We start from the raw sequence: 20,418 nt of genomic DNA, 5'->3' as shown, positions 1-20,418 counted from the left end.
TGTTCCACGGTCAGGCGTTCGGGCACCACGGCGGTGACCGAACAGGTGTCGCGTCGGCCAGTCAGCTGCAGACCACCCCGGCAAGCGTCCCGGAACTCCACCGGCAGCTGACGGAATACTGTCAGTACAGCCGGCCCGATCGATCAGCCGAACCACCTCGGCACCCGACCGCTCAGCCGAACAACGCGTCCAGGCTCGGCATCTCGACCCGCGGCACCGTCACCGCCGCCGGGCGTCGCGCCCTGGCACCGGGCCGCCCGACCTGCCGCACGTCGACGGTGGCCAGTGCGGCGTCGTCGAGGAAGCGGCACGCCGGCGCCAGGCTGTGGCGGTCGTCCCGGCCGGTGCGGTGGTGCGGCATCCGCAGCGGCGTGTAGATCGAGAGCCGGTCGCGGGCACGGGTGATCGCGACGTAGAACAGCCGCTGCTCCTCCTCCAGGCCCTCCGGCGTCGACAGGGCCATGTCCGACGGGAAGGCGCCGTCGACGGCGTGCAGCACGTGCACGGTGGGCCATTCCAGTCCCTTGGCCGAGTGCACGGTGGACAGGGTCAGGTAGTCCTCGTCCAGATGCGGCGGCTTGGCGTAGTCACCGGTGCTCAGCGGCGGATCCAGGGTCAGCTGCGCGACGAACCCCGGCAGGTCCGGCGCGAGGGCGGCCGCCTCGGACAGCCGGTCGACGTCGCCCAGCCGCGCCGCCGCGTCCGCGTACCGCTCGCGGACCAGTGGCCGCACCACCTCGGTGCACCGCCGCACGGTGCCGGGCACATCGCCCGCGGCACGGGCCTGCGCCAATCCGGCCAGGGTGGCGTCCAGCCGGGTACGGGCAGGCGCCGGGGCCGCCGCCACCACCTCGCCGTGGTCCACCTCGGGGTCCAGCAGCAACGGCAGCAGGGTCCGGGCGCGGGCCGGGCCGATGCCCTCGTGCAGCCGCAGCAGCCGGAACCACGCCAGCTCGTCGCCCGCATGGGCGGTCACCCGGAGCGCGGCGAGGAAGTCCTTGACGTGCGCCGCCTCCAGGAACTTCAGGCCGCCGTACTTGACGAACGGGATCCGGCGGGCGGTGAGCTCGACCTCGAGCAGGTCGCTGTGGTGACCGCTGCGCATCAGCACCGCCTGCTCCCGCAGCCGGCCGCCGGCCTCGACGGCGGCCACAGCGGCGTCCGCGACGAGCCGGGCCTCCTCGGCGGCGTCGTAGCAGCGGACCACCTCGGGCCGCACCGGCCGACCGGTCCCATCCGTGCGGTCGGCCCGCAGTTGCAGGCGCGACTCCGGCGGTCCCGGTCGCACCGCGTTCGCCAGGTCCAGCAACGGCTGCCGGGACCGGAAGTTGCGCTCCAACCGCACGGTCCGGGCCTCGGGCCACCGGCGGTCGACGTCGAGCAGGTGGCCGCTGCGCGCACCCCGGAACCCGTACACCGCCTGGGCGTCGTCCCCGACCACGGTCAGGCCCCTGCCGTCCGGCCGCAGCCCGGCGACGATGTCGACCTGGACCGCGTTGACGTCCTGGTACTCGTCCACCAGCACGTGGTCCCACCGTTCGGCCAGCCGCTGCGCCAGCTCGGGCTGGCCGAGCAACGCCCGCCACGCCAGCAACAGGTCGTCGAAGTCCAGCAGCCCGGCCGCCCGCTTGCGCGCGACGTAGTCCCGCAGCACCGCCGCGACGGCGTCGGCGTGCGGTTCGCACCACGGGAAGTCGGCGGTCACGACATCGCGGGCCGGCCGGCCGGTGTTCACCGCCCTGGAATAGATGTCCGCCAGGGTGGCCGGCCGCGGCATGCGCTCGCCGCCGGGGGAACCGGTCAGCCCGTGCTCGTCGCGCAACAGGTCGAACAGGTCCGCGGCATCGCCGGGGTCGAGCACCGTGACGTGTTCCAGCCCGAGCGCCGCCGCGTGCTCGGTGACCAGCCGGTGCGCGACCGCGTGGAACGTGCCGCCCCACACCCGGCGCCCGGCGTCCGGGTCGCGGCACAGCGCACCCGCCCTGGCCAGCATGTCCTCGGCGGCCCGGCGGGTGAAGGTCAGCAGCAGCACCCGTTCGGGGCGTACCCCGGTCTCCAGCAGCCGGGCCACCCGCGAGGTCAGCGTGCGGGTCTTCCCGGTGCCGGCCCCTGCCAGCACGACCAACGGAGCGGACCCGTGGGTGACGGCCGCGAGCTGGGCGTCGTCGAGTCCGTCGTCCCACGCGGTGTCGAACACACGTGCGACTGTAGGCCTGCGGCCGCCACCGTGCCTGCGGACACACCGGACCCGAGTCCCGCCTTCCGGGCGGGGTCAGCCGAGCCGGGCCGCGCGCTGCGCCAGGTACACCTGCTCGGGGCGGTTGGTCGCCCGGCCGGCGGCCCGCCGGTAGGCCTCCCGGGCCGCCGCCGTCTCACCGGCCAGCTCCAGCAGGTGCGCCCGGACGGCATCGAGCCGGTGCGACCGGGCCAGGTGCGCGTCACCGGCCAGCACCCCGAGCTCGGCCAGGCCCGGCCGGGCGCCGTGCACCATGGCGACCGCGACGACGCGGTTGAGCGCCACCACGGGACTGGGCCAGCCACGCAGCAGCACGTCGTAGAGCGCCAGGATCTGCGGCCAGTCGGTGTCCGCGGCGGTCGGCGCCTCGTCGTGCACCGCGGCGATCGCGGCCTGCAGCTGGTACGGCCCGACCGGCCCCGTCCCCAGCGTGCGGGTGAGCAGGCCGACGCCCTCCTCGATCGCCGCCCGGTCCCAGAGCCCGCGGTCCTGGTCGGGCAGGGCGACCAGCAGCCCGTCGAGGTCCGTGCGGGCCGGACGCCGGGCGTCGGTCAGCAGCATCAGGGCGAGCAGGCCGGCCGTCTCGACCTCGTCCGGCGCGGCCGCCGCGAGCATCCGGGTCAGCCGGATCGCCTCCGCCGACAGGTCGGCCCGGTACAGCAGGTCCCCGGAGCTGGCCGTGTACCCCTCGTTGAACACCAGGTACAGGACCTGCCGGACGGACGCCAGCCGGGCCGGTCGCTCGGCGGCCGGCGGCAGCTCGAACCGGGCGCCGCTGGCCCGGATCCGCTGCTTGGCCCGGCTGATCCGCTGGGCCATCGTCGCCTCCGGCACGAAGAAGGCGCCGGCGATCTCGGCCGTGGTGAGCCCGCCGACCGCCCGCAGCGTGAGCGCCACCTGGGAGTCGGCGGACACCGCGGGATGGCAGCACAGCAGCAGCAGGGTCAGGGTGTCGTCGCGGTCGGGGACGGCCACGGCCCCGACCGGCTCGAGCTGGCCGACCGCGTCCTCGCGGCGGCGCCGCGCCGACTCGCTCCGCCAGGCGTCGGTCAGCCGGCGGCCGGCCACGGTGAGCAGCCATCCGCGCGGGTTGTCCGGGACGCCCTCGACCGGCCACTGGGTGCTGGCGGCCAGCAGGGCGTCCTGCACCGCGTCCTCGCACGCGTCGAACTGGCCGTAACGACCCGCCAGCGTCGCCAGCACCGACGGCGCGCAGGCCCGCAGCTCGTCCTCAATGCGCCGGTCGGCGGCACGGTTCGTGACACGGTCGGCGGCACGGTCGGGCGGCCGGCCGGCCGAACGGGGAGACCGGGCGACATCGGCCCGGTCGCCGCCGGGCTCGGGTCCCGTCCCGGCGGCTGCCGGTCCGGCGCCGTCCCCCACTGCCGTCACGGCGTCAGACCTCCGGCGGCCCGTCGAGCACCGGTCGGAGCTCGACCGCGCCGGACCACTGCACCACCCGGCCGGCGAGATCCAGCAGCCGCTCCCGGTCGGCCACGTCGAGCACCCAGTACCCCACCAGGCCCTCCTTGCTCTCCGCGTACGGGCCGTCCGTCACCACGATGCCGGTGTCGGTGCGGCGCACCACCTCGGCCCGGTCCGGGTCCGCGAGCCCCTGCGCGTCGACGAGCTCGCCGGCCTCCCGCAGCTCCCGGTCGAAACTGCGCAGGAACGTGACCATGTCGCGGATCCACCCGGGATCGCGCTCGGCCATCATCGCCCCGGCGCTACCGAACATCATCACCATGTACTTCACCCAGGGCCTCCCGACCGGAGCATGCCGCACCACCGACCGGCGGCGCGTCCCGACCGGGTCGGAGCCGGCAGGGCCCGCTCGACGGCCGTGACCGGATCGTGACCGACCCTCCCCGGTGGGGCGGCGGCCGGTCCCGGCGTCGCGCGGCTGTGCCGAGCGCGCCCCGCACACCAATCACTGTCCGTCACCTTCGTCGCACCAGGTGTGCCGATTTGGGCGATGCGGTGGCGCCGACCCCGCTGTCAGACTCGCCGCTGGGGACGTGTGCCGACCGTGCCCGGGCGAGGAGGGACCATGACGACGTCGAGCGTGCGCGGGGGGCCGTACCGGATCCTCATCGTCGAGGACGACGCCGACCTGGCGGAGCTCCTGCGCGTGGTGCTGGGTCGCCGCGCAGACCTGGACGTGCACGTGTTCACCGACGGGCTGGCCGCCCTGGCCGCCTGGCGGTCGGTCGACCCGGACGTCGTGCTCACCGACATCGAGCTGCCCGGCATGAGCGGCATGGACCTGGTCGAGCAGATCCGCCTGCAGTCCCCGGCGCTGTCCGTCGTGGTGATGACCGCGCACGCCTCGGTCGACTACGCCGTCCGGGCGCTGCGTCACCAGGTGGACGACTTCCTGGTCAAGCCGTTCCGCAGCAGCGACGTCGTCTCCAAGGTCACCGCGCTGGCCGAGACCAGCCGCCGCCGGCGCACCGAGCAGGCTCCCCAGGTGGTACTGGCGATCGGCGCCCATCCGGACGACGTCGAGATAGGCGTCGGCGGGCTGCTCGCCGCGCACCGGGCGGCCGGGGACTCGGTCGTCATCCTGACGCTGTCCCGGGGGGCGCGCGGCGGCGATGCCGACGACCGGCAGCACGAGTCGCTGGCGGCCGCGGAGCTCATCGGTGCCCGGCTGTTCCTCGAGGACCTGACCGACACGGCGATCGGCGCGGCGGAGCCGACGGTCTCGATCATCGAGCGGGTGGTCGCCGAGGTCTCACCGACCGTCGTCTACACCCATTCCGCGAACGACCGGCACCAGGACCACCGCGCCGTGCACCAGGCCGCGCTGGTGGCGACCCGGCGGGTACCGACGTTCGCCTGCTACCAGAGCCCCTCCGCCACGGTCGACTTCCGGCCGACCCGGTTCGCGCCGATCGACGGGTTCACCGACGCGAAACTGGCGCTGCTGGCCTGTTTCGCCTCGCAGACCGACCGCAGGGAGTACCTGGAGCCGGATTTCGTGCTGGCGACCGCCCGGTACTGGTCCCGCTACGGCGGCGGCCGGAGCTGCGAGCCGCTCGAGGTGCTCCGGGACACCTCCGACGTGCTCACCGGCCGGACCGCCGGCGCGACCGAGGACGGACCGGTGGCCGGGACGGCCGGCGGCGGCCACGGTCTCGTCGCGGTCCCGGACCCGACGGTGCTGGCGTCGTGAGCGACCGGGTGACGGTGCTCGTCACGGGGGCCGGCGGACCCGCCGGCGTGGCGATCATCCGGTCGCTGCTGCGCCGCGGCGACGTCCGCGTCGTCGCGGCGGACATGGACGCCTACGCCAGCGGTCTCTACCTGGTGCCCGCGGCCGACCGGGCTCTGGTGCCGGCCGGTCTGGCGCCCGGCTTCGCCGACGCGGTGCTCGAGCTGTGCCGGCGCGAGGACGTCGACGTGCTGTTCCCGACCGTGGACGTCGAGCTGCCGGTGGCCGCCCGCCGCGCCGACGACCTGGCCGCGCAGGGCGTCCGGCTGGCCTCGCCGTCGCTGGACACCCTGCTCGTCTGCCTGGACAAGTACGCGCTGGCGCAGCGGTGCGCCGGGGTGGTCACGGTCCCGCGGACCGACCTGCTCTCCCCCGCGGCCGCCGAGGGCCGCAGCTTCCCGGTGATCGTCAAGCCGCGCAGCGGCGCCGGGTCGCGGGGCATCAGCCTGGTCTCCACGCCGGCCGAACTGGCCGCCCGGGGCGCCGACAACGCCTGGCTGGTGCAGGACCACCTGCCCGGCGAGGAGTACTCGGTCGACCTGATCGCCGGCATGGACGGCTCCGTGATCGCCGCGGTGCCGCGCTCGCGGTTGCGGGTCGACTCGGGGGTGTCCGTCGCCGGGCGCACCCTGGCCGACCGGGAGCTACAGGACACCGCGGCGGCGGTGGCCCGCGCCATCGGGCTCACCACGGTCGCCAACATCCAGCTCAAGCGGACCGCCGACGGCACCCCGGCCCTGCTCGAGGTCAACCCGCGGTTCTCCGGCGCGATGCCGCTCACCGTGGCCTCCGGCGTCGACATGCCGTCGCTCACCCTGGATCTCGTCCTGGGCCGGCCGGTGCCGGCGCACGTGCCGTTCCGCGAGGTGGCGATGGTGCGCTACCTCGAGGACGTCTTCCTGGACCCGGCGGAGATCATCGCGGTCCCGGGCGGCGAGCTCGGGGACGCGGTGGCGGCCGGCGCGGGCGCGGGATGACCGGCGAGCGTCGGGACAGCGACGAGATCGGCGTCGGCACCCACGGCTTCGGCACCGACGGGCTCGGCACGGATCTGTTCGGCACCGACGCACTGGGCACCGACGTACTGGGCGCCGCGGACGCCGCGCTGCTGCGCGGCGACCACCACGTGCACTCCACGTTCTCCGACGACGGCCACAGCACCCCGGAGGAGAACCTGGCCGCCGCCGCGGTGGCCGGGCTGACCGACCTGCTGATGGTCGACCACGTGCGGGTCTCGACCACGTACCTGCCCGGGTTCGTCGCCGAGGTCCGCCGGCTGACCCGGCCGGCCGGGCTGCGGGTGCGGGTCGGCGTCGAGGCCAAGATCCTCGACGCGGCCGGGACCGTCGACGCGCCGCCCGAGGTGCTCGCCGGGCGGGCCGGCCTGGACGCGGTGCTGCTGGCCGACCACCAGTTCCCCGGGCCGGACGGGCCGGCGTCCCCCCGGGTGGTGCTCGAGCGGCGGGCCGCCGGACTGGCCGCGGCCGACATCGTCGACACCCTGGTCCTGGCCACCGGACGCGCCGTGCACCGGGTGCCCGGCCCGCAGCTGGCGCACCTGTTCTCGCTGCTGCCCAAGATCGGGCTGGACGAGACCGCCGTCACCGACGAGCACCTCACCGCGCTGGTCGCCGACCTGCTCGCCACCGGTGCCACCGTCGAGGTCAACGAGAAGTGGGCCTGCCCGGGCCCGCGGGTCGTTGCCGCGCTGCGGGCGGCGGGGGTGCCGCTGGTCGCCTCGACCGACGCCCACCACAGCCGGGACGTCGGGCGCTACGACGCGGTCCGCGGCGTGCTGCGCCGGAGCCGGATGTCCGCCGGACGCTTCGCCACGGAGCGTCCATCTGTCACCATCGCACGGTGACGACTGCCCTTCACGCGACGGTGACCGGGCTCTGCCTGGTCCTCGTCGCGCTCGGCGCGGTGCCGGTGGCGGTCGGCGCGTACCAGTTCCTGCTCATCCCCCTGCACGCGTGGCGCAACCACTACCGGCGGGCGGCGCCGTACCTGCCGCGGGTCGCCGTCATCGTCCCGGCCTGGAACGAGGGCGCGGTGATCGGACGGTCCATCGACCGGCTGATGGGCCTGGAGTACCCGGAATCGGCGCTGCGGGTGTACGTCGTCGACGACGCCAGCACCGACGACACCCCCGAGGTCGTGCTCGGTCGGGCCGCCCGCTACCCGGGCCGGGTGTTCCACCTCCGCCGCGCCAAGGGCGGCCAGGGCAAGGCCCACACCCTCAACCACGGCATCGAGATCGTGCTGGCCGAGGACTGGATGGAGGCGTTGCTGGTCATGGACGCCGACGTCATCTACCGGCCGGACTCGCTGCGCAGGATGACGCGGCACCTGGCCGACCCCGAGGTCGGGGCGGTCACCGCCTACATCCGTGAGGGCAGCGGCGATCCCAACTACCTGACGCGGTTCATCGCCTACGAGTACATCGCTGCGCAGGCGGCGGCGCGGCGGGCCGGCAACGTGCTCGGCGCGCTGGCCTGCCTGGCCGGCGGCGCGCAGCTGCACTCCCGGGAGAACCTGGTCGCGATCGGCGGTCGGATCGACACCAGCACGCTGGCCGAGGACACCATCACCACGTTCCGCAGCCAGCTGGCGGGACGCCGGGTGGTCTTCGAACCCTACGCCGTCGTGCTGGCCGAGGAGCCGGGCAGCATCGCGGCACTGTGGAAGCAGCGGCTGCGCTGGGCGCGCGGCAACGTCCAGGTGACGAAGATGTTCCGGCACCTGTGGTTCCGGCCGTGGCGCGACCGGCGCATCGGCGGGGTGTCGTTCGGGCTGTTCTGGTTCTGCATCTTCCTGCTGCCGGTGGCGATGATCGGCTCGTCGCTCGGGCTGGTCGGCCTGTTCCTCCTGCACTCGGACCTGGCCACGGTGGTCTTCCGGGCGACGTGGTGGCTGGCCGCCGGCAGCTACGTCTTCATCACCGCGATGGTGGTGCAGATCGACGCGCCCACCGGCCGGCGCTCCTGGCGCGAGGCGATGCTGTTCCCGGGCGTCGTCTCGCTGGTCGTGATGGCGCTGGCGTTCTTCCCCGGCGCGGTGGACCCGGACGGGCGGATCTCGCTGTGGGGTCTGGACCTGCCGCCGGCCGGCGGCGTGGCGGTGACCCTGGCCATCTACGCCTGGGTGTCCTGCTCGATGGTGTTCGCCTGGCTGGCCCGCCGGGTCGAGGCGACCCGGGCCGGCCGGCTGCTCGCGCCGCTGCTCGTCTACCTGGTCGGCTACGGCCCGCTGCTGTGCGCGATCACCTTCGACGCCTACGTCAAGGAGTACCGCAAGGCCGCTCAGGTCTGGGACAAGACCGAGAAGACCGGGCGGGTGATGGTGTGACGACCGGCCCCGCCGCGGTGCCCGACCGGGCGACCGCCGAGGACGAGATCCGGCAGGACCGGCGCTCCGAGCTGCGGATGGTGCGGTGCGCCGTCGTCGCGCTGCTGGCGGTGGCCGCGCTGCTGGCCCTGCGGTGGGGGTTGTGGTGACCCGACCCGACGGCACGACTGCGAGGAGGTCATGGCGGTGAGGAGCTGGACATCCGGCCCAACGGTGGCGGACGGCGTGGCGGTTGCAGCGGTACCCGGACCGGCGTCGCCGACGCCTCCGGCACGAGGCTCGGTGAGGGGACCGGTAGGGATGAGCACGTCGATTCCAGTGCCGCGCGGGTCGACCCAGGCGGCACTGACCGTCCTGGTCGTCGACGACGAGGAGGACCAGCGGTCGCTGCTGACCACGCACGTCACCCGGGCCGGCTGCCGGCCGGTCCCGGTGGCGTCCGCCGAGCAGGCCCTCGTCGAGATCGCGACGCTGGTCCCCGACGTCGCGGTCATCGACCTGAACCTGCCGGGGATGGACGGCCGGACGCTGGCCCGGATCGTCCGCGAACGCTTCCCGGACTGCGCCCTGGTGATCACCTCGGTGCTCGACCCGCAGGACTACCCGGAGGCGGACGCCGTGCTGCCCAAACCGTTCACCCGCAGCCGGCTGCTCGAGGTGCTGCAGGACGTCGTCCGGACGCGGCCGCGGTGACCGCGCAGGACACCGGCACCGCCGGCACGAACACCGCCACCGGGACCGGCCCCGGCACCGGCGCGACGGACGGGTCTGTCTGGACCGCCGTCATCGCCGACGACGACCCGGCCATCGCGTACCTGATGGAGGTCGCGGTCCGCAAGGCCGGCGGAACCGTCCTGGCCGTCACCCACGACGGGACGTCCGCGCTGGAGCGGATCCGCGCCGAACGGCCCGACCTGGCGCTGCTGGACGTCAGCATGCCGGGGATGACCGGCCTGCAGATCTGCCGCGCGGTCTGCGGCACCGGCGGCGCACCGGCGGACCCGCACCGTCCCGACATCCTGCTGCTCTCCGCCTCGGTGCAGCCCGAGGCGGTGCAGGTCGGACTGGACGCCGGCGCGCACAGCTACATCGCCAAGCCGTTCAGCCCGCGGGCGCTGGCGCAACGGCTGGCCGAGGTGGCCGGCGCGAGGAGGTCGGCACCGTGACGTTCCTGCAGCAGGTCGCGCGCGGCCGGGACCCGTACGCCGTCGCCGAACGGCAGGTCGGGATCGCCGGCGTGTTCCTCATCGCGTACCTGCTCTTCCTGGTGCCCGGCATCCGGGCGGGCGCGATCTGGCCCGTCGTGGTGGCCGCGGCGCTCGTGGTCGCGGCCACCGTCGCGGCGCTCACCGTGCACTGGCCGCAGGTGCCGACCCGGTGGCACATGCTCATCCCGCTGACCGACCTGGTCGCGGCCGGCCTGCTGCGGATCGACACCGGGGCTGCGTCGTCGCCGTTCAGCGCGCTGATGATCCTGGCGGTGCTGTCGCTGGGCATCGAGCGGGGTCGCTTCCCCGTGGTGCTGGCCGCCATCGGATCGTTCGTCATCTCGCTGGTCCCGCTGCTGCCGGACCTGGCCTCGGTGACCGCCGGCGTCTGGCTGCGCACCTTCTTCACACCGCTGGTGCTGGCCTGTGCGGCGCTGACCGTGAACGAGCTGTCCCGCCGGCTACGCCGACGGTACGAGCGGGTGGCGCAGCTGCGGGCGCAGCAGGAGGTGCTGCTGTCGCAGGCCCAGGACCACGCACTGGAGGCGGCCGCCGCCTCCAGCCTGCTGCGCGAGTCGGCCGAGCAGCTGAGCACCGTCATCGACTCGGTCACCGAGCAGTCGATCATCGGCACCGACACCGTCGGTGCAGTGGACGTCTACAACACCGGGGCGGAGCGGATGCTGGGCCGGCCCCGGCACGAGGTCATGGGGCACCTGCTCCCGGAGCTGCTCGCCGGGTCCCCCCTGGCGGCCGCGGCCGACGACGGGTTCGCCGAGCTGGTCAGAGAGATCCGGTCGGGCACGCCGCAGATCCGCGACCTGTCGCTCACCCGGGCCGACGGCGGCGGGCTGGACGTGCGGATCTCCGCGACGGCCCGGCGGGACGCCGCCGGGGACCTCGAGGGCTACCTGTTCGTGCTGACCGACATGACGGCCGAGCGGGAGGCGGCCCGGCTCAAGGACGAGTTCACCGGCCTCATCTCGCACGAGCTGCGCACCCCGTTGAGCTCGATCCTGGGGTACCTCGAACTGATCGCCGACGACGAGGAGAACCCGCTCTCCGCGGAGCAGATGGGCTACCTGGCCACCGTCGAGCGGAACGCGCAGCGCCTGTTGCGGCTGGTCGGGGACCTGCTCTTCACCGCCCAGGTCGAGGCCGGCAAGTTCAGCCTGGACCGGCGGCCGGTCGACCTGCGGCAGATCGTCACCTCCACCGGCGAGAGCCTGCGGCCGACGGCCGCGGCGGCCGGCGTCACGCTGTCGGTCTTCCTGCCGGACGGGGAGATCCCGGTGGACGGCGACCCGGTGCGGCTGGGGCAGGCGTGCGACAACCTGGTCTCCAACGCGGTCAAGTTCACCAAGCCCGGCGGGCGGGTGGCCATCAGCGCCGGCATCGACGACTCCGGCGACGAGCCGGTGGCCAGGCTGTCGGTGTCCGACACCGGCGTCGGCATCCCGGTCGAGGAGATGGAGAACCTGTTCTCCCGGTTCTTCCGGGCCTCGACCGCCACCGCCAACGCGGTTCCGGGCGTCGGCCTGGGGCTGACCATCACCAAGGCCATCGCCACCGCCCACGGCGGGACGATCCGGGTGGCCAGCACGCCCGGCGAGGGCACCACGTTCTCGCTCGCGCTGCCGCTGCGCTCGGACGCCCAGGACCGGCGCCGGCTGGCCACGGCGAGCTGACGGGCCGGCGGGACCGGCCGGCCGTGGGAGCCGACGGACGCCTGGCGCCGTCGCGCCACCCCGGCGCGGCGGCGCAGGCCGGTCCGGCCTAGATTCGGACCGTGGAATACCGCCAACTCGGCCGCTCCGGCCTCCGCGTCTCGACCATCACCCTGGGCACCATGGGCTTCGGCGGCACCGGGTGGGCCACCCCCGTCGGCCAGATCGACGTCGAGGGTGCCCGCCGGCAGATCGCGCTGGCCCGCGACGCCGGGGTCAACCTGATCGACACCGCCGACGTGTACTCGGCCGGCCTGTCCGAGGAGATCGTCGGCCAGGCCCTGGGCAGCTCGCGCGACGACGTCCTGATCGCCACCAAGGTGCGCATGCCGATGGGCGACGGCCCGAACGACGCCGGCCTGTCGCGCCACCACATCCTGCGCGGCGCCGAGGCCAGCCTGCGCCGGCTGAACACCGACCACATCGATCTGTACCAGGTCCACGAGTGGGACGGCGCGACGCCGCTCGAGGAGACGCTGTCGGCGCTGGACACCCTCGTGCAGTCCGGCAAGGTCCGCTACATCGGTGCCTCCAACTATGCCGCCTGGCACCTGATGAAGGCGCTCGGCATCTCCGAGCGGCTGCACCTGCAGCGCTTCGTCAGCCAGCAGATCTACTACTCGCTGCAGGCGCGCGAGGCAGAGAACGAACTGGTGCCGGTCTCGCTGGACCAGGGCCTGGGCATCCTGGTGTGGAGCCCGATCGCCGGCGGCCTGCTCTCGGGCAAGTACCGGCGCGGCAAGGAGGCGCCCGCCGGCAGCCGGCACCTCACCGAGTGGAGCGAGCCGCCGGTCCACGACGAGGACAAGTTGTACGACACCATCGAGGAACTGGTCGCCATCGGCGAGGCGCACGGCGTCTCGGCCGCCCAGGTGGCGCTGGCCTACACCATCGCCAAGCCGGCGGTGACGTCGGTGATCGTCGGTGCCCGCACCGAGGAGCAGCTCACCGACAACCTGGCCTCCGCCGAGCTGTCGCTGTCCACCGACGAGATGGCCCGGCTGGACGCGGTCAGCGCGCAGCCGCTGCCCTACCCCTACTGGCACCAGGCCAACACGTCGTCCGACCGGTTGTCGCCTGCGGACCTGTCGTTGCTGTCCCGGCACATCGGCTGACCGGGCCGGCCGGATCGACCGCCGGCGCCGGGCCCGCCCTGCGCGGGCCCGGCGAACCCGGTCAGATGCGCCGGCGGGCCAGCACCGAGCGGTGCACCCAGCGCTCGGCCACGAAGGACAGCACCGGGATCACGCCGGCGACCAGCACCTTGAGGATCCCCAGCAGGGACCACCGGTCCTTGTAGGCCAGGTCGAACGCCAGCAGCACGTAGCCGACGTACAGCACGCCGTGGATCGGCCCCCACACCTTGACCGCCCAGTCCATGCCGAACGCGTACTTGAGCACCATCGTCGCGCACAGCAGCAGCAGGCCCCAGCCGACCACGAACGCCGCGACCCGGTAGCGGGCCAGTGCCGACCGGACCCGGGGCGGGACGGTCGGACTCGGCGCCGCGGCGGTCGGGGCGGGGGTGGGCTCAACGGGCACGGCGGTGGTCCTTGTCGGTCTCGGTGGCGGCGAGGGCGGCGAGCGCCCGGTTGTAGGCGGCGAGCTCGGGGTCGTCCTCGTCGTCGACGCCGACGTACCCCACGCCGACGGTGACCGCGCGGGACGCAGGGGTGCCCGGCAGCGGAGCCGCGACGCCGTCCGGCTCGGTCGCTTCGGTCGCGTCCTCGGGCGGGACGTCGGCGGCGGTGGCCCGGTCCGGGCGGTCCCCCGCCGTCCGCGGCTGCCCGGTCGCGTCCCCGGTCCCGGCAGACGGCGCCGGCCGGGCGGTGCGCGGCGCCGGCCCCGCGGGGGGGATGTCCGGGTCGTCGATCGCCTCGGCGGCCGGGCCCGGCGGTGCGGCCGCGTCCGCCTCGTCCCGCGCGTCCTCCAGCCGCAGGAAGCGGATCCACATGTAGATGAACGCCGCGCCGAAGACCGGCCACAGGATCGCGTAGCCCAGGTTCTGCACGGTGCCGGAGGCGGCGTGGCTGCGGTCCCACTGCCAGACGCCCAACCGGACGCAGACCACCGCGGCCAGCAGGACCAGCAGGTGCCCGGCGATCCATCCGGGACGCAGGTACCGACGGTGCACGGCGCCGACGGTACCGCGCCCGGCTGTGCCGGCCCGGGGACCGCGGGCGTCCGGCGCGACGCGGTCCGGCTCAGCCACCGGCGCGCCCGTGCTGCAGCAGACCGGCCGCCTCCAGCGCGGCGCGGCTGCGGGGACCGAGATGGCCGTCCAGGTCGGCGGGCTCGTCGACGTCCATCCGGATCGAGACGCCGGCCGGGACGTCCAGCGGCACCGCACCGAGGGCCACGTGCCGGGCGAACGAACCCTCGCCGTAGGCGGGCGCAAGCAGGTCGGGACGGCGGCCGGTCAGCAGGGTGGTGCCGGTGCCCTGCCGGTCGGCCACCACGGCACGGTCCAGCTGCCGTGCGCGGCGCAGCGCGTCGGCCAGGTCGGCGGCGTCCAGGCCGGGCAGATCCGCCGGCAGCACCGCCACCCCCGGCGGGGCGTCGCCCGCCCCGGGACGGCGCAGCGCCGCCGCGCCGTCCAGCACGGATAGGTTCAGGCCGCGCACCCGGGTCAGGTGGGCCCGGACGCCGGGCAGCGCGGCGAAGACCGCGGCGTCGGCGGCGTCCTCCGCGACGACCAGCACGGGCGCGACCAGCGCGGCGGCGACCACGGTGTCCACGGCCATCGCCCGGGCCACCGCGCCGCGGACCGCGTCGGGCAGGCCCAGCCGGCTCTTGCCGCGGCCGGTCGCCTTCACCGGGACGATCACGGTGAAGGGTTCGCCCATGTCGCCCATTGTGCGACGGAGACACCCGGCGGCCGGCGGCCCGGGGTGTGGCACCGGACACCACGGCCCGGCTGCACCCCGGCCGGCACCGGTCAGCTCCGTGCCACCCGCCGCCGCTCGGCCTCGACGTCGTAGTCGGGCTGCGGGTACTGCGGGTCCAGGGCCTCCAGCGCCCCGGTCAGCAGTCCGGCGACCGCCCAGTTGCGGTACCACTTCCGGTCCGAGGGGATGACGTGCCACGGCGCCGACGCCGGGCTGCAGCGCTGCAACGCCTCGGCGTACGCCTGCTGGTAGTCGGCCCAGTAGCCGCGCTCGTCGACGTCGGCCGGGTTGAACTTCCAGTACTTCTCCGGATCCTCGAGCCGCGCGGCCAGCCGCTCCTTCTGCACGGCCCTGGACACGTGCAGGAAGCACTTGACCAGCACCACCCCGCGGTCGACCAGGCCCTGCTCGAACCGGTTGATGGCGTCGTAGCGCTGCGACCACACCGACCGCGGGACGAGGTCGTGCACCCGGACGATGAGCACGTCCTCGTACTGCGAGCGGTTGAAGACGCCGATGATGCCGGGACCCGGGACCTGGCGCTCGATGCGCCACAGGAAGTCGTGGGACAGCTCCTCGGCGGTCGGCTTCTTGAACGACACCAGGTGGGTCCCGGCCGGGTTCACCAGGCCGACGACGTGCTTGATCACTCCGTCCTTGCCGGCGGTGTCCATGCCCTGCAGCAGTAGCAGCACCCGCCGCGGGTCACCGGACAGACCCTGCGCGAACAGCCGTTCCTGCAGCGAGGCGAGCCGGCCGGACAGGTCGGCGAGGGCGTCGGCCGCCTCGGACTTGCGCTGCGGACCGTGCGCCGACCCGACGGTGTCGAGCCGGGCGAGGTCGACCGGCCCGGGCGGCAGCAGGAAGTCGGGCCCGGTCTCCACCAGGTCCGGCCGGTCGCCCTCGGCGCCGCGCCCGCTGTGCCCCCCGTGCTTGCCGTCCTTGCCGTGACCCATGGCTCACCCTTGCACGCCGCTGGGCAGCGCCCGCTGCGGCACGGCGTCACCCAAAGGCTCGACACGCTCCGTGTCGGTGGTGTGCAATCCCGTGATGGACGTCGACGCGATCCGGACCGCGTACCTGGAGTTCATGGCCGACCGGGGGCACGTGGTGCTGCCGCGGGCGCCACTGGTGCCGCACGACGATCCGACCACCCTGTTCACCGGCAGCGGCATGCAACCGCTGCTGCCGTACCTGCTCGGTGCGCCGCACCCGGCCTGCCGACGACTGACGGACAGCCAGACGTGCCTGCGGGCGCAGGACATCGAGGACGTCGGCGACAACCGGCACACCACGTTCTTCGAGATGCTCGGCAACTGGAGCCTGGGCGACTACTTCAAGGACGTTCAGCTCCCACAGTGCTGGGAGTTCCTGACCGCGGTGCTCGGCCTGGACCCGGCCCGCATCTACGTCACCTGCTTCTCCGGCGACGACGAGCACGGCATCCCGCGCGACCTGGAGGCCGCGGACATCTGGACGGGCCTGTTCCGGGCCGCCGGGGTGTCCGCCGACCGCGCCGAGGTCGACTCGGAGGAGCACGCCTCGGAGGTCGGCACCGGCGGTGCCCGGATCGTCTTCTACGGCAAGAAGAACTGGTGGTGCCGCGGCGGGTCCGCGCGCAGCATGCCGGTCGGCGAGCCGGGCGGTCCCGACTCCGAGATGTTCTACCTCTACCCGCAGGTCCCCCACGACCCGGCGTACGGCCGGTACTGCCACCAGAACTGCGACTGCGGGCGCTTCGTCGAGCTCGGCAACTCGGTCTTCCTGCAGTACCGCCGGACCGCGACGGGCTTCGAGGAACTGCCGCAGCGCAACGTGGACTTCGGCGCCGGCCTGGCGCGGTTGTCCGCGGCCACCATGGACAGCCCGGACATCTTCCGGATCAGCAGCCTGTGGCCCGTCGTCGAGCGGCTGCAGGAGCTCTCCGGACGCAGCTACGACGACGACACCGAGGCCATGCGGGTGATCGCGGACCACCTGCGCGGGGCCACCTTCCTCGCCGTGGACGGTGTCCGGCCCGGCAACAAGGCACAGGGCTACGTGCTCCGCCGGCTGGTGCGCCGCGCCATGCGGTTCGCCGTCGACCTGGGCCTGTCCGAGGACTTCGTCGCCGAGATCGTGCCGACCATCGCCGGCATCTACGAGCACCACTACCCCGAGGTCGCCGAGAGCGCGGGCGAGGTCGCCCAGGTGCTGGCCCGGGAGGAACGCGCCTTCCGCCGCTCGCTGCGCAAGGGCATCCGGCAGCTCGAGGGATACCGGCGGACCGGCATCACCGGCAAGGAGTTGTTCACCCTGTACGACACCTTCGGTTTCCCGGTGGAGCTGTCCACCGAGCAGGCCCGGCGTTCCGGCATCGCGGTGAGCGACCTGTGGAGCACCGAATTCGACACCGAGATGGCCGCCCAGCGTGCCCGCAGCCGGCGGAGTACCTCGCTCGGCGTCTGACCCGGCGGGCGCCACCCGCCCGGCCGTAGCGCATCGCCGCCGCACCGGCACGCCCGGCCGAACCCCCGCGGCGGCCGCCGGGGGCTCGGCGGCGTGGATCCACCCAGATGCCGCGCCGAGGCACCTAACAGTACGTGTCCGACACGGTACGGTACGTCGTCGGTGTCGGGATCGTTCGAGGTGGCGGCCTCGGTCAGGTGCGAGAGATGCGAGAGGCCATCCTGCGGTACGGGCGGGCGAGGACCGCCCTGCCCTTCGCCGGCGTCGCGTTCGCCGGCGTACTCGCCCTGCTGCTGCCCCCGTATGCCGACGTCCCGCTGGAGATCTGGGCCGGTCTGCTCGGCGTACCGGTCGTCGCGGCCATGGCCGCGGTCATGGCCCGGACGGGACTGCGCCGGGGCCTGGAGACCGCTGTGCTGCTGGCGTCCTTCGTGGTGCTGGCGGCGGGACGCCAGGTCAGCGGCGGGAGCCTGTCCGCGGTGACACCGTTGCTGCTGCTGCCCGTGCTGTGGATCGTGCTGTACGGAGACCAGGTACAGCTGTGGCTGTCCCTCGCGGCCACCGGCCTGCTGTTCTGGCTCCCGCTGCTGGTGGTCGGGCGACCGCTCTACGACATGGACGAGTGGCGCCGCGGGCTGCTGTGGGCCGGACTGCTGGCGGTGGTCTGCCCGCCGCTGCAGCGCGCGGTGCAGCGGATGCGCAGCGCGGAGCAGCGCAGCGCCGAGCTCGCCGGGCAGCTGTCGTCGGTGCTGCGGGCGGCCACCGACCATGCGGTCGTCACCTTCGACCTGGCGGGCACCGTCCGGCTGTTCAGCGAGGGCGCCGAACGGATGCTCGGACACCGCTCCGCCGACGTCGTGGGCCGGGCGGGCCCCGTCGCCTTCCACCTCTCCGACGAGATCGAGGCCCGCGCGCAGGATCTCGGCGTGGCCCCGGGCGTCGCGGTGCTCACCGCCGCGGTGCCCCAGGACGGGGCCGACGTCCGGCCGTGGACGTACCGCCGGCGGGACGGCTCGACGCTCCGGGTTCGGCTGGCGATCACCCGGCTCCGCGACGCCGACGGCCGGCAGGTCGGCTGGACCGGTGTGGCCAGCGACATCACCGCCCAGGAACAGGCCATGACGGCCGCCGCCGCCGGTGAGGCCCGCTGGCGGGTGCTGCTGGACCACCTGCCGGACACCAGCGTGCTGGTCGTCGACGACACCCTGACCTACCGGCTCGCCGTCGGCGCCGGCCTGGCGCGGCAGGGCCTGGACGGTGTCACCGGGCGCACCTTGTGGGAGACGTCGAGCCCGGCGAACGCGGCCCTGGTCGCACCCCTGCTGCGGTCCGCGCTGGCCGGGCGGGTGGCCTCCGTCGAGCTGGTCTCCACGCACACCGGGCGGATCACCGAGATCGTCGCGGTGCCGCTGCCCGCCGTCGACGGCCAGCCCGGTCCGCAGGCCCTGAGCCTGGGGCGCGACGTCACCTCGTTCCGCCGGCAGCAGGACGAGCTGCGGCGCGCCCGCGACCGTGCCGACCGGCTGTTCGACGCCGCGCCGCACGGCAAGCTGCTGCTGGACGCCCACGGCCGGGTGGAGCAGGTCAACGCCGCCGCGTCCGCGCTGCTGCACCGGCCCCCGGCCGAGCTCGTGGGCCGGCACGTCGACCAGCTGCCGGGCTTCGCCGGCGCGGCCGCCGACGGCTTCCCGGCCGACCTGCTCGACGGCTCCACCGCCCGGATCGACGTCCAGCGCACCGTCCGGCGCGGCGAGCCGGACGAGACCACGCTGGCCGTCGCGGCGGTGACCATGACCGGCACCACCGGAGCCGTGGACGGCATCCTGGTCACCGTCGTCGACGTGTCCGAACGCAAGCGCTACGAGGAGCAGCTGGCCCGGCTCGCCGACCACGACCCGCTCACCGGCCTGTTCAACCGGCGCCGGTTCGACGAGGAGCTGGCCTCGCACCTGGACCGCTGCCGCCGCTACGGCGGCCCGGCCGGTGCGCTGATGATGCTGGACCTGGACAACTTCAAGGCGGTCAACGACACCCTCGGGCACCACGTCGGCGACCAGCTGCTGGTCTCCGTCGGTGACGTGCTGCGCGCCCGGATGCGGTCCTCGGACGTGGTGGCCCGGCTCGGCGGCGACGAGTTCGTCGTGCTGCTGCCCCGCGTCGACCGGGCGGGCGCCGAGACCGTGGCCCGGGACGTGGTGGACCTGATCCGCTCCGAGGTGCGGGTACTCGACGGCACGCGCCCGCGCCGGGTCACCGCCAGCGTCGGCGTCGTGCTCATCGAGGACCTCGGCGCCGCGCCGTCGGAGCTGCTGGCCAGCTCCGACATGGTGATGTACGACGCCAAGGACGCCGGGCGGGACCGGTTCGTCGTGATGGACGCGACCCGGTTCCCGGAGACCCGCACCGGCGCCCGGATCGCCTGGACCGACCGGATCGCGCACGCGCTCGAGGACGGCCGGTTCACCGTGCACGCGCAGCCGGTGCAGGACCTGCGCAGCGGCCGCATCGCCGGGGCGGAGCTGCTCGTCCGGATGGTGGACGAGGACGGCGGGCTGGTGATGCCCGGCCGGTTCCTCTACATCGCCGAGCGGACCCGGCTGATCACCGACATCGACACCTTCATGGTCACCCGGGCGGTGCAGGCGCTCGCCGTCGCGCAGCAGCACGACCCGGACTTCTCCGTGGAGGTCAACCTGTCGGGCCAGAGCGTCGGCAACGCCGAGCTCGCCGACCACATCACCGAGGCGGTGCTGCGGTCCGGCATCGACCCGCACGGGCTGGTGCTGGAGATCACCGAGACGGCGGCGGTCTCCGACATCGAGGCGGCGCGCGCCTTCGCCGAGCGGATCGGGTCCCTCGGCTGCCGTTTCGCGCTGGACGACTTCGGCGCGGGGTACGGGTCCTTCTACTACCTCAAGCACCTGCTCTTCGACTTCATCAAGATCGACGGCGAGTTCGTCACCAAGGCCCCTGGCAACCCGACGGACCAGCTCATCCTGGCCTCGATCGTCGACATCGCCGCCGGGCTCGGCAAGCAGACGATCGCCGAGTTCGTCTCCGACGCCGCCGTCCACGAGGTGGTCCGCCGGCTGGGGGTGGATTACGCGCAGGGATACCACATCTCGCCGCCGCAGCCGCTGACGGCGCTGTTCGAACAGCTGTGGCCGGGCGCGGGGTCGGTGTCCACCGGACCGATCGCCGACGGCCGACCACCCGTCGACGGGTCGGCGTCGATCCCGGCACAGGGCTACGCCGTGCACCCCCGCCCGCCGGTCGGCCGGCCGGCAGCGGACCCGACACGCAGCCCGTCCCGCCAGTCGTCGTAGCGCCGGGGCGGCACCGCGGC

At 74.2% G+C, this 20,418-nt stretch carries 18 protein-coding genes; 11 read left to right on the top strand and 7 right to left on the bottom strand.

What is annotated here, in order from left to right:
• Positions 1-172: 172 nt before the first annotated feature.
• The 3 genes from IEY37_RS20405 to IEY37_RS20395 form a co-directional block, all read right to left on the bottom strand.
• Positions 173-2,197: an ATP-dependent helicase gene (locus IEY37_RS20405; protein ID WP_188944774.1), complete on the bottom strand. Its 2,025-nt coding sequence runs from the start codon at positions 2,195-2,197 to the stop codon at positions 173-175.
• A gap of 75 nt (positions 2,198-2,272) precedes the next feature.
• A complete protein-coding gene (locus tag IEY37_RS20400) occupies positions 2,273-3,472 on the bottom strand; it encodes an RNA polymerase sigma factor (RefSeq protein WP_188944804.1) in 1,200 nt (399 codons plus the stop codon).
• Between the two features lie 160 nt (positions 3,473-3,632).
• Entirely contained in the window at positions 3,633-3,983 is a 351-nt protein-coding gene (locus IEY37_RS20395; RefSeq protein WP_229674713.1) for a YciI family protein, read from the bottom strand.
• 303 nt (positions 3,984-4,286) lie between these two features.
• On the opposite strand from IEY37_RS20395, the gene IEY37_RS20390 reads away from it, so the two are divergent.
• The 9 genes from IEY37_RS20390 (at position 4,287) to IEY37_RS20350 (ending at position 12,851) form a co-directional block, all read left to right on the top strand.
• On the top strand, positions 4,287-5,414 hold the full coding sequence (locus IEY37_RS20390; RefSeq protein ID WP_188944772.1) for a response regulator: 1,128 nt from the start codon (positions 4,287-4,289) through the stop codon (positions 5,412-5,414).
• On the top strand, positions 5,411-6,430 hold the full coding sequence (locus tag IEY37_RS20385; protein WP_229674710.1) for an ATP-grasp domain-containing protein: 1,020 nt from the start codon (positions 5,411-5,413) through the stop codon (positions 6,428-6,430). Before IEY37_RS20390 ends, IEY37_RS20385 begins: the two co-directional genes overlap by 4 nt.
• Positions 6,427-7,317, top strand: coding sequence for a PHP domain-containing protein (locus IEY37_RS20380; protein WP_229674709.1), 891 nt, complete (start codon positions 6,427-6,429; stop codon positions 7,315-7,317). Before IEY37_RS20385 ends, IEY37_RS20380 begins: the two co-directional genes overlap by 4 nt.
• Positions 7,314-8,801 carry a glycosyltransferase family 2 protein gene (locus IEY37_RS20375; RefSeq protein WP_188944771.1) on the top strand — a complete coding sequence of 496 codons (1,488 nt, stop codon included), beginning with the start codon at positions 7,314-7,316 and terminating at the stop codon, positions 8,799-8,801. Before IEY37_RS20380 ends, IEY37_RS20375 begins: the two co-directional genes overlap by 4 nt.
• Positions 8,798-8,950 (top strand): hypothetical protein, encoded by a 153-nt coding sequence (locus IEY37_RS20370; protein WP_188944770.1) that lies wholly within the window; start codon positions 8,798-8,800, stop codon positions 8,948-8,950. Before IEY37_RS20375 ends, IEY37_RS20370 begins: the two co-directional genes overlap by 4 nt.
• A 151-nt stretch (positions 8,951-9,101) precedes the next feature.
• A complete protein-coding gene (locus tag IEY37_RS20365; protein ID WP_188944769.1) occupies positions 9,102-9,494 on the top strand; it encodes a response regulator in 393 nt (130 codons plus the stop codon).
• Positions 9,491-9,967 (top strand): response regulator transcription factor, encoded by a 477-nt coding sequence (locus IEY37_RS20360; RefSeq protein WP_229674708.1) that lies wholly within the window; start codon positions 9,491-9,493, stop codon positions 9,965-9,967. Before IEY37_RS20365 ends, IEY37_RS20360 begins: the two co-directional genes overlap by 4 nt.
• Positions 9,964-11,697, top strand: a complete 1,734-nt coding sequence (locus tag IEY37_RS20355) for a PAS domain-containing sensor histidine kinase (RefSeq protein WP_188944768.1) — start codon at positions 9,964-9,966, stop codon at positions 11,695-11,697. The genes IEY37_RS20360 and IEY37_RS20355 overlap by 4 nt, the downstream gene beginning before the upstream one ends.
• Positions 11,698-11,798: 101 nt before the next feature.
• A complete protein-coding gene (locus tag IEY37_RS20350; protein ID WP_188944767.1) occupies positions 11,799-12,851 on the top strand; it encodes an aldo/keto reductase in 1,053 nt (350 codons plus the stop codon).
• Positions 12,852-12,912: 61 nt separating this feature from the next.
• Here IEY37_RS20350 and IEY37_RS20345 read toward each other — a convergent pair whose 3' ends face one another.
• From IEY37_RS20345 to IEY37_RS20330, 4 genes are all read right to left on the bottom strand, one after another.
• Entirely contained in the window at positions 12,913-13,278 is a 366-nt protein-coding gene (locus IEY37_RS20345) for a DUF3817 domain-containing protein (RefSeq protein ID WP_188944766.1), read from the bottom strand.
• Entirely contained in the window at positions 13,268-13,870 is a 603-nt protein-coding gene (locus IEY37_RS20340; protein WP_188944765.1) for a hypothetical protein, read from the bottom strand. Before IEY37_RS20340 ends, IEY37_RS20345 begins: the two co-directional genes overlap by 11 nt.
• Before the next feature lie 70 nt (positions 13,871-13,940).
• Entirely contained in the window at positions 13,941-14,582 is a 642-nt protein-coding gene (gene cofC / locus IEY37_RS20335) for a 2-phospho-L-lactate guanylyltransferase (RefSeq protein ID WP_188944764.1), read from the bottom strand.
• Between the two features lie 92 nt (positions 14,583-14,674).
• Positions 14,675-15,580, bottom strand: a complete 906-nt coding sequence (locus tag IEY37_RS20330) for a PPK2 family polyphosphate kinase (protein WP_188944763.1) — start codon at positions 15,578-15,580, stop codon at positions 14,675-14,677.
• Positions 15,581-15,674: 94 nt separating this feature from the next.
• Between IEY37_RS20330 and IEY37_RS20325 the strand changes: the two genes are divergently transcribed.
• Both IEY37_RS20325 and IEY37_RS20320 read left to right on the top strand, forming a co-directional pair.
• Positions 15,675-17,072 (top strand): alanine--tRNA ligase-related protein, encoded by a 1,398-nt coding sequence (locus IEY37_RS20325; RefSeq protein WP_188944762.1) that lies wholly within the window; start codon positions 15,675-15,677, stop codon positions 17,070-17,072.
• 206 nt (positions 17,073-17,278) lie between these two features.
• On the top strand, positions 17,279-20,398 hold the full coding sequence (locus tag IEY37_RS20320; protein WP_188944761.1) for a sensor domain-containing protein: 3,120 nt from the start codon (positions 17,279-17,281) through the stop codon (positions 20,396-20,398).
• Positions 20,399-20,418 lie beyond the last annotated feature (20 nt).

The sequence above is a fragment of the Nakamurella endophytica genome, from assembly GCF_014646215.1.
GTDB classification, from domain to species: Bacteria; Actinomycetota; Actinomycetes; order Mycobacteriales; family Nakamurellaceae; genus Nakamurella; species Nakamurella endophytica.
Note: the sequence above shows the minus strand (reverse complement) of the source record. Positions and strands in the feature narration are given on the sequence as shown.

Bases quoted from the DNA above. Each gene is read 5' to 3' on its own strand.
- IEY37_RS20325 (WP_188944762.1), top strand. From the start codon at position 15,675: ATGGACGTCGACGCGATCCGGACCGCGTACCTGGAGTTCATGGCCGAC.
- IEY37_RS20330 (WP_188944763.1), bottom strand. From the start codon at position 15,580: ATGGGTCACGGCAAGGACGGCAAGCACGGGGGGCACAGCGGGCGCGGC.
- cofC (WP_188944764.1), bottom strand. From the start codon at position 14,582: ATGGGCGAACCCTTCACCGTGATCGTCCCGGTGAAGGCGACCGGCCGC.
- IEY37_RS20380 (WP_229674709.1), top strand. From the start codon at position 6,427: ATGACCGGCGAGCGTCGGGACAGCGACGAGATCGGCGTCGGCACCCAC.
- IEY37_RS20395 (WP_229674713.1), bottom strand. From the start codon at position 3,983: ATGGTGATGATGTTCGGTAGCGCCGGGGCGATGATGGCCGAGCGCGAT.
- IEY37_RS20390 (WP_188944772.1), top strand. From the start codon at position 4,287: ATGACGACGTCGAGCGTGCGCGGGGGGCCGTACCGGATCCTCATCGTC.
- IEY37_RS20365 (WP_188944769.1), top strand. From the start codon at position 9,102: ATGAGCACGTCGATTCCAGTGCCGCGCGGGTCGACCCAGGCGGCACTG.
- IEY37_RS20320 (WP_188944761.1), top strand. From the start codon at position 17,279: ATGCGAGAGGCCATCCTGCGGTACGGGCGGGCGAGGACCGCCCTGCCC.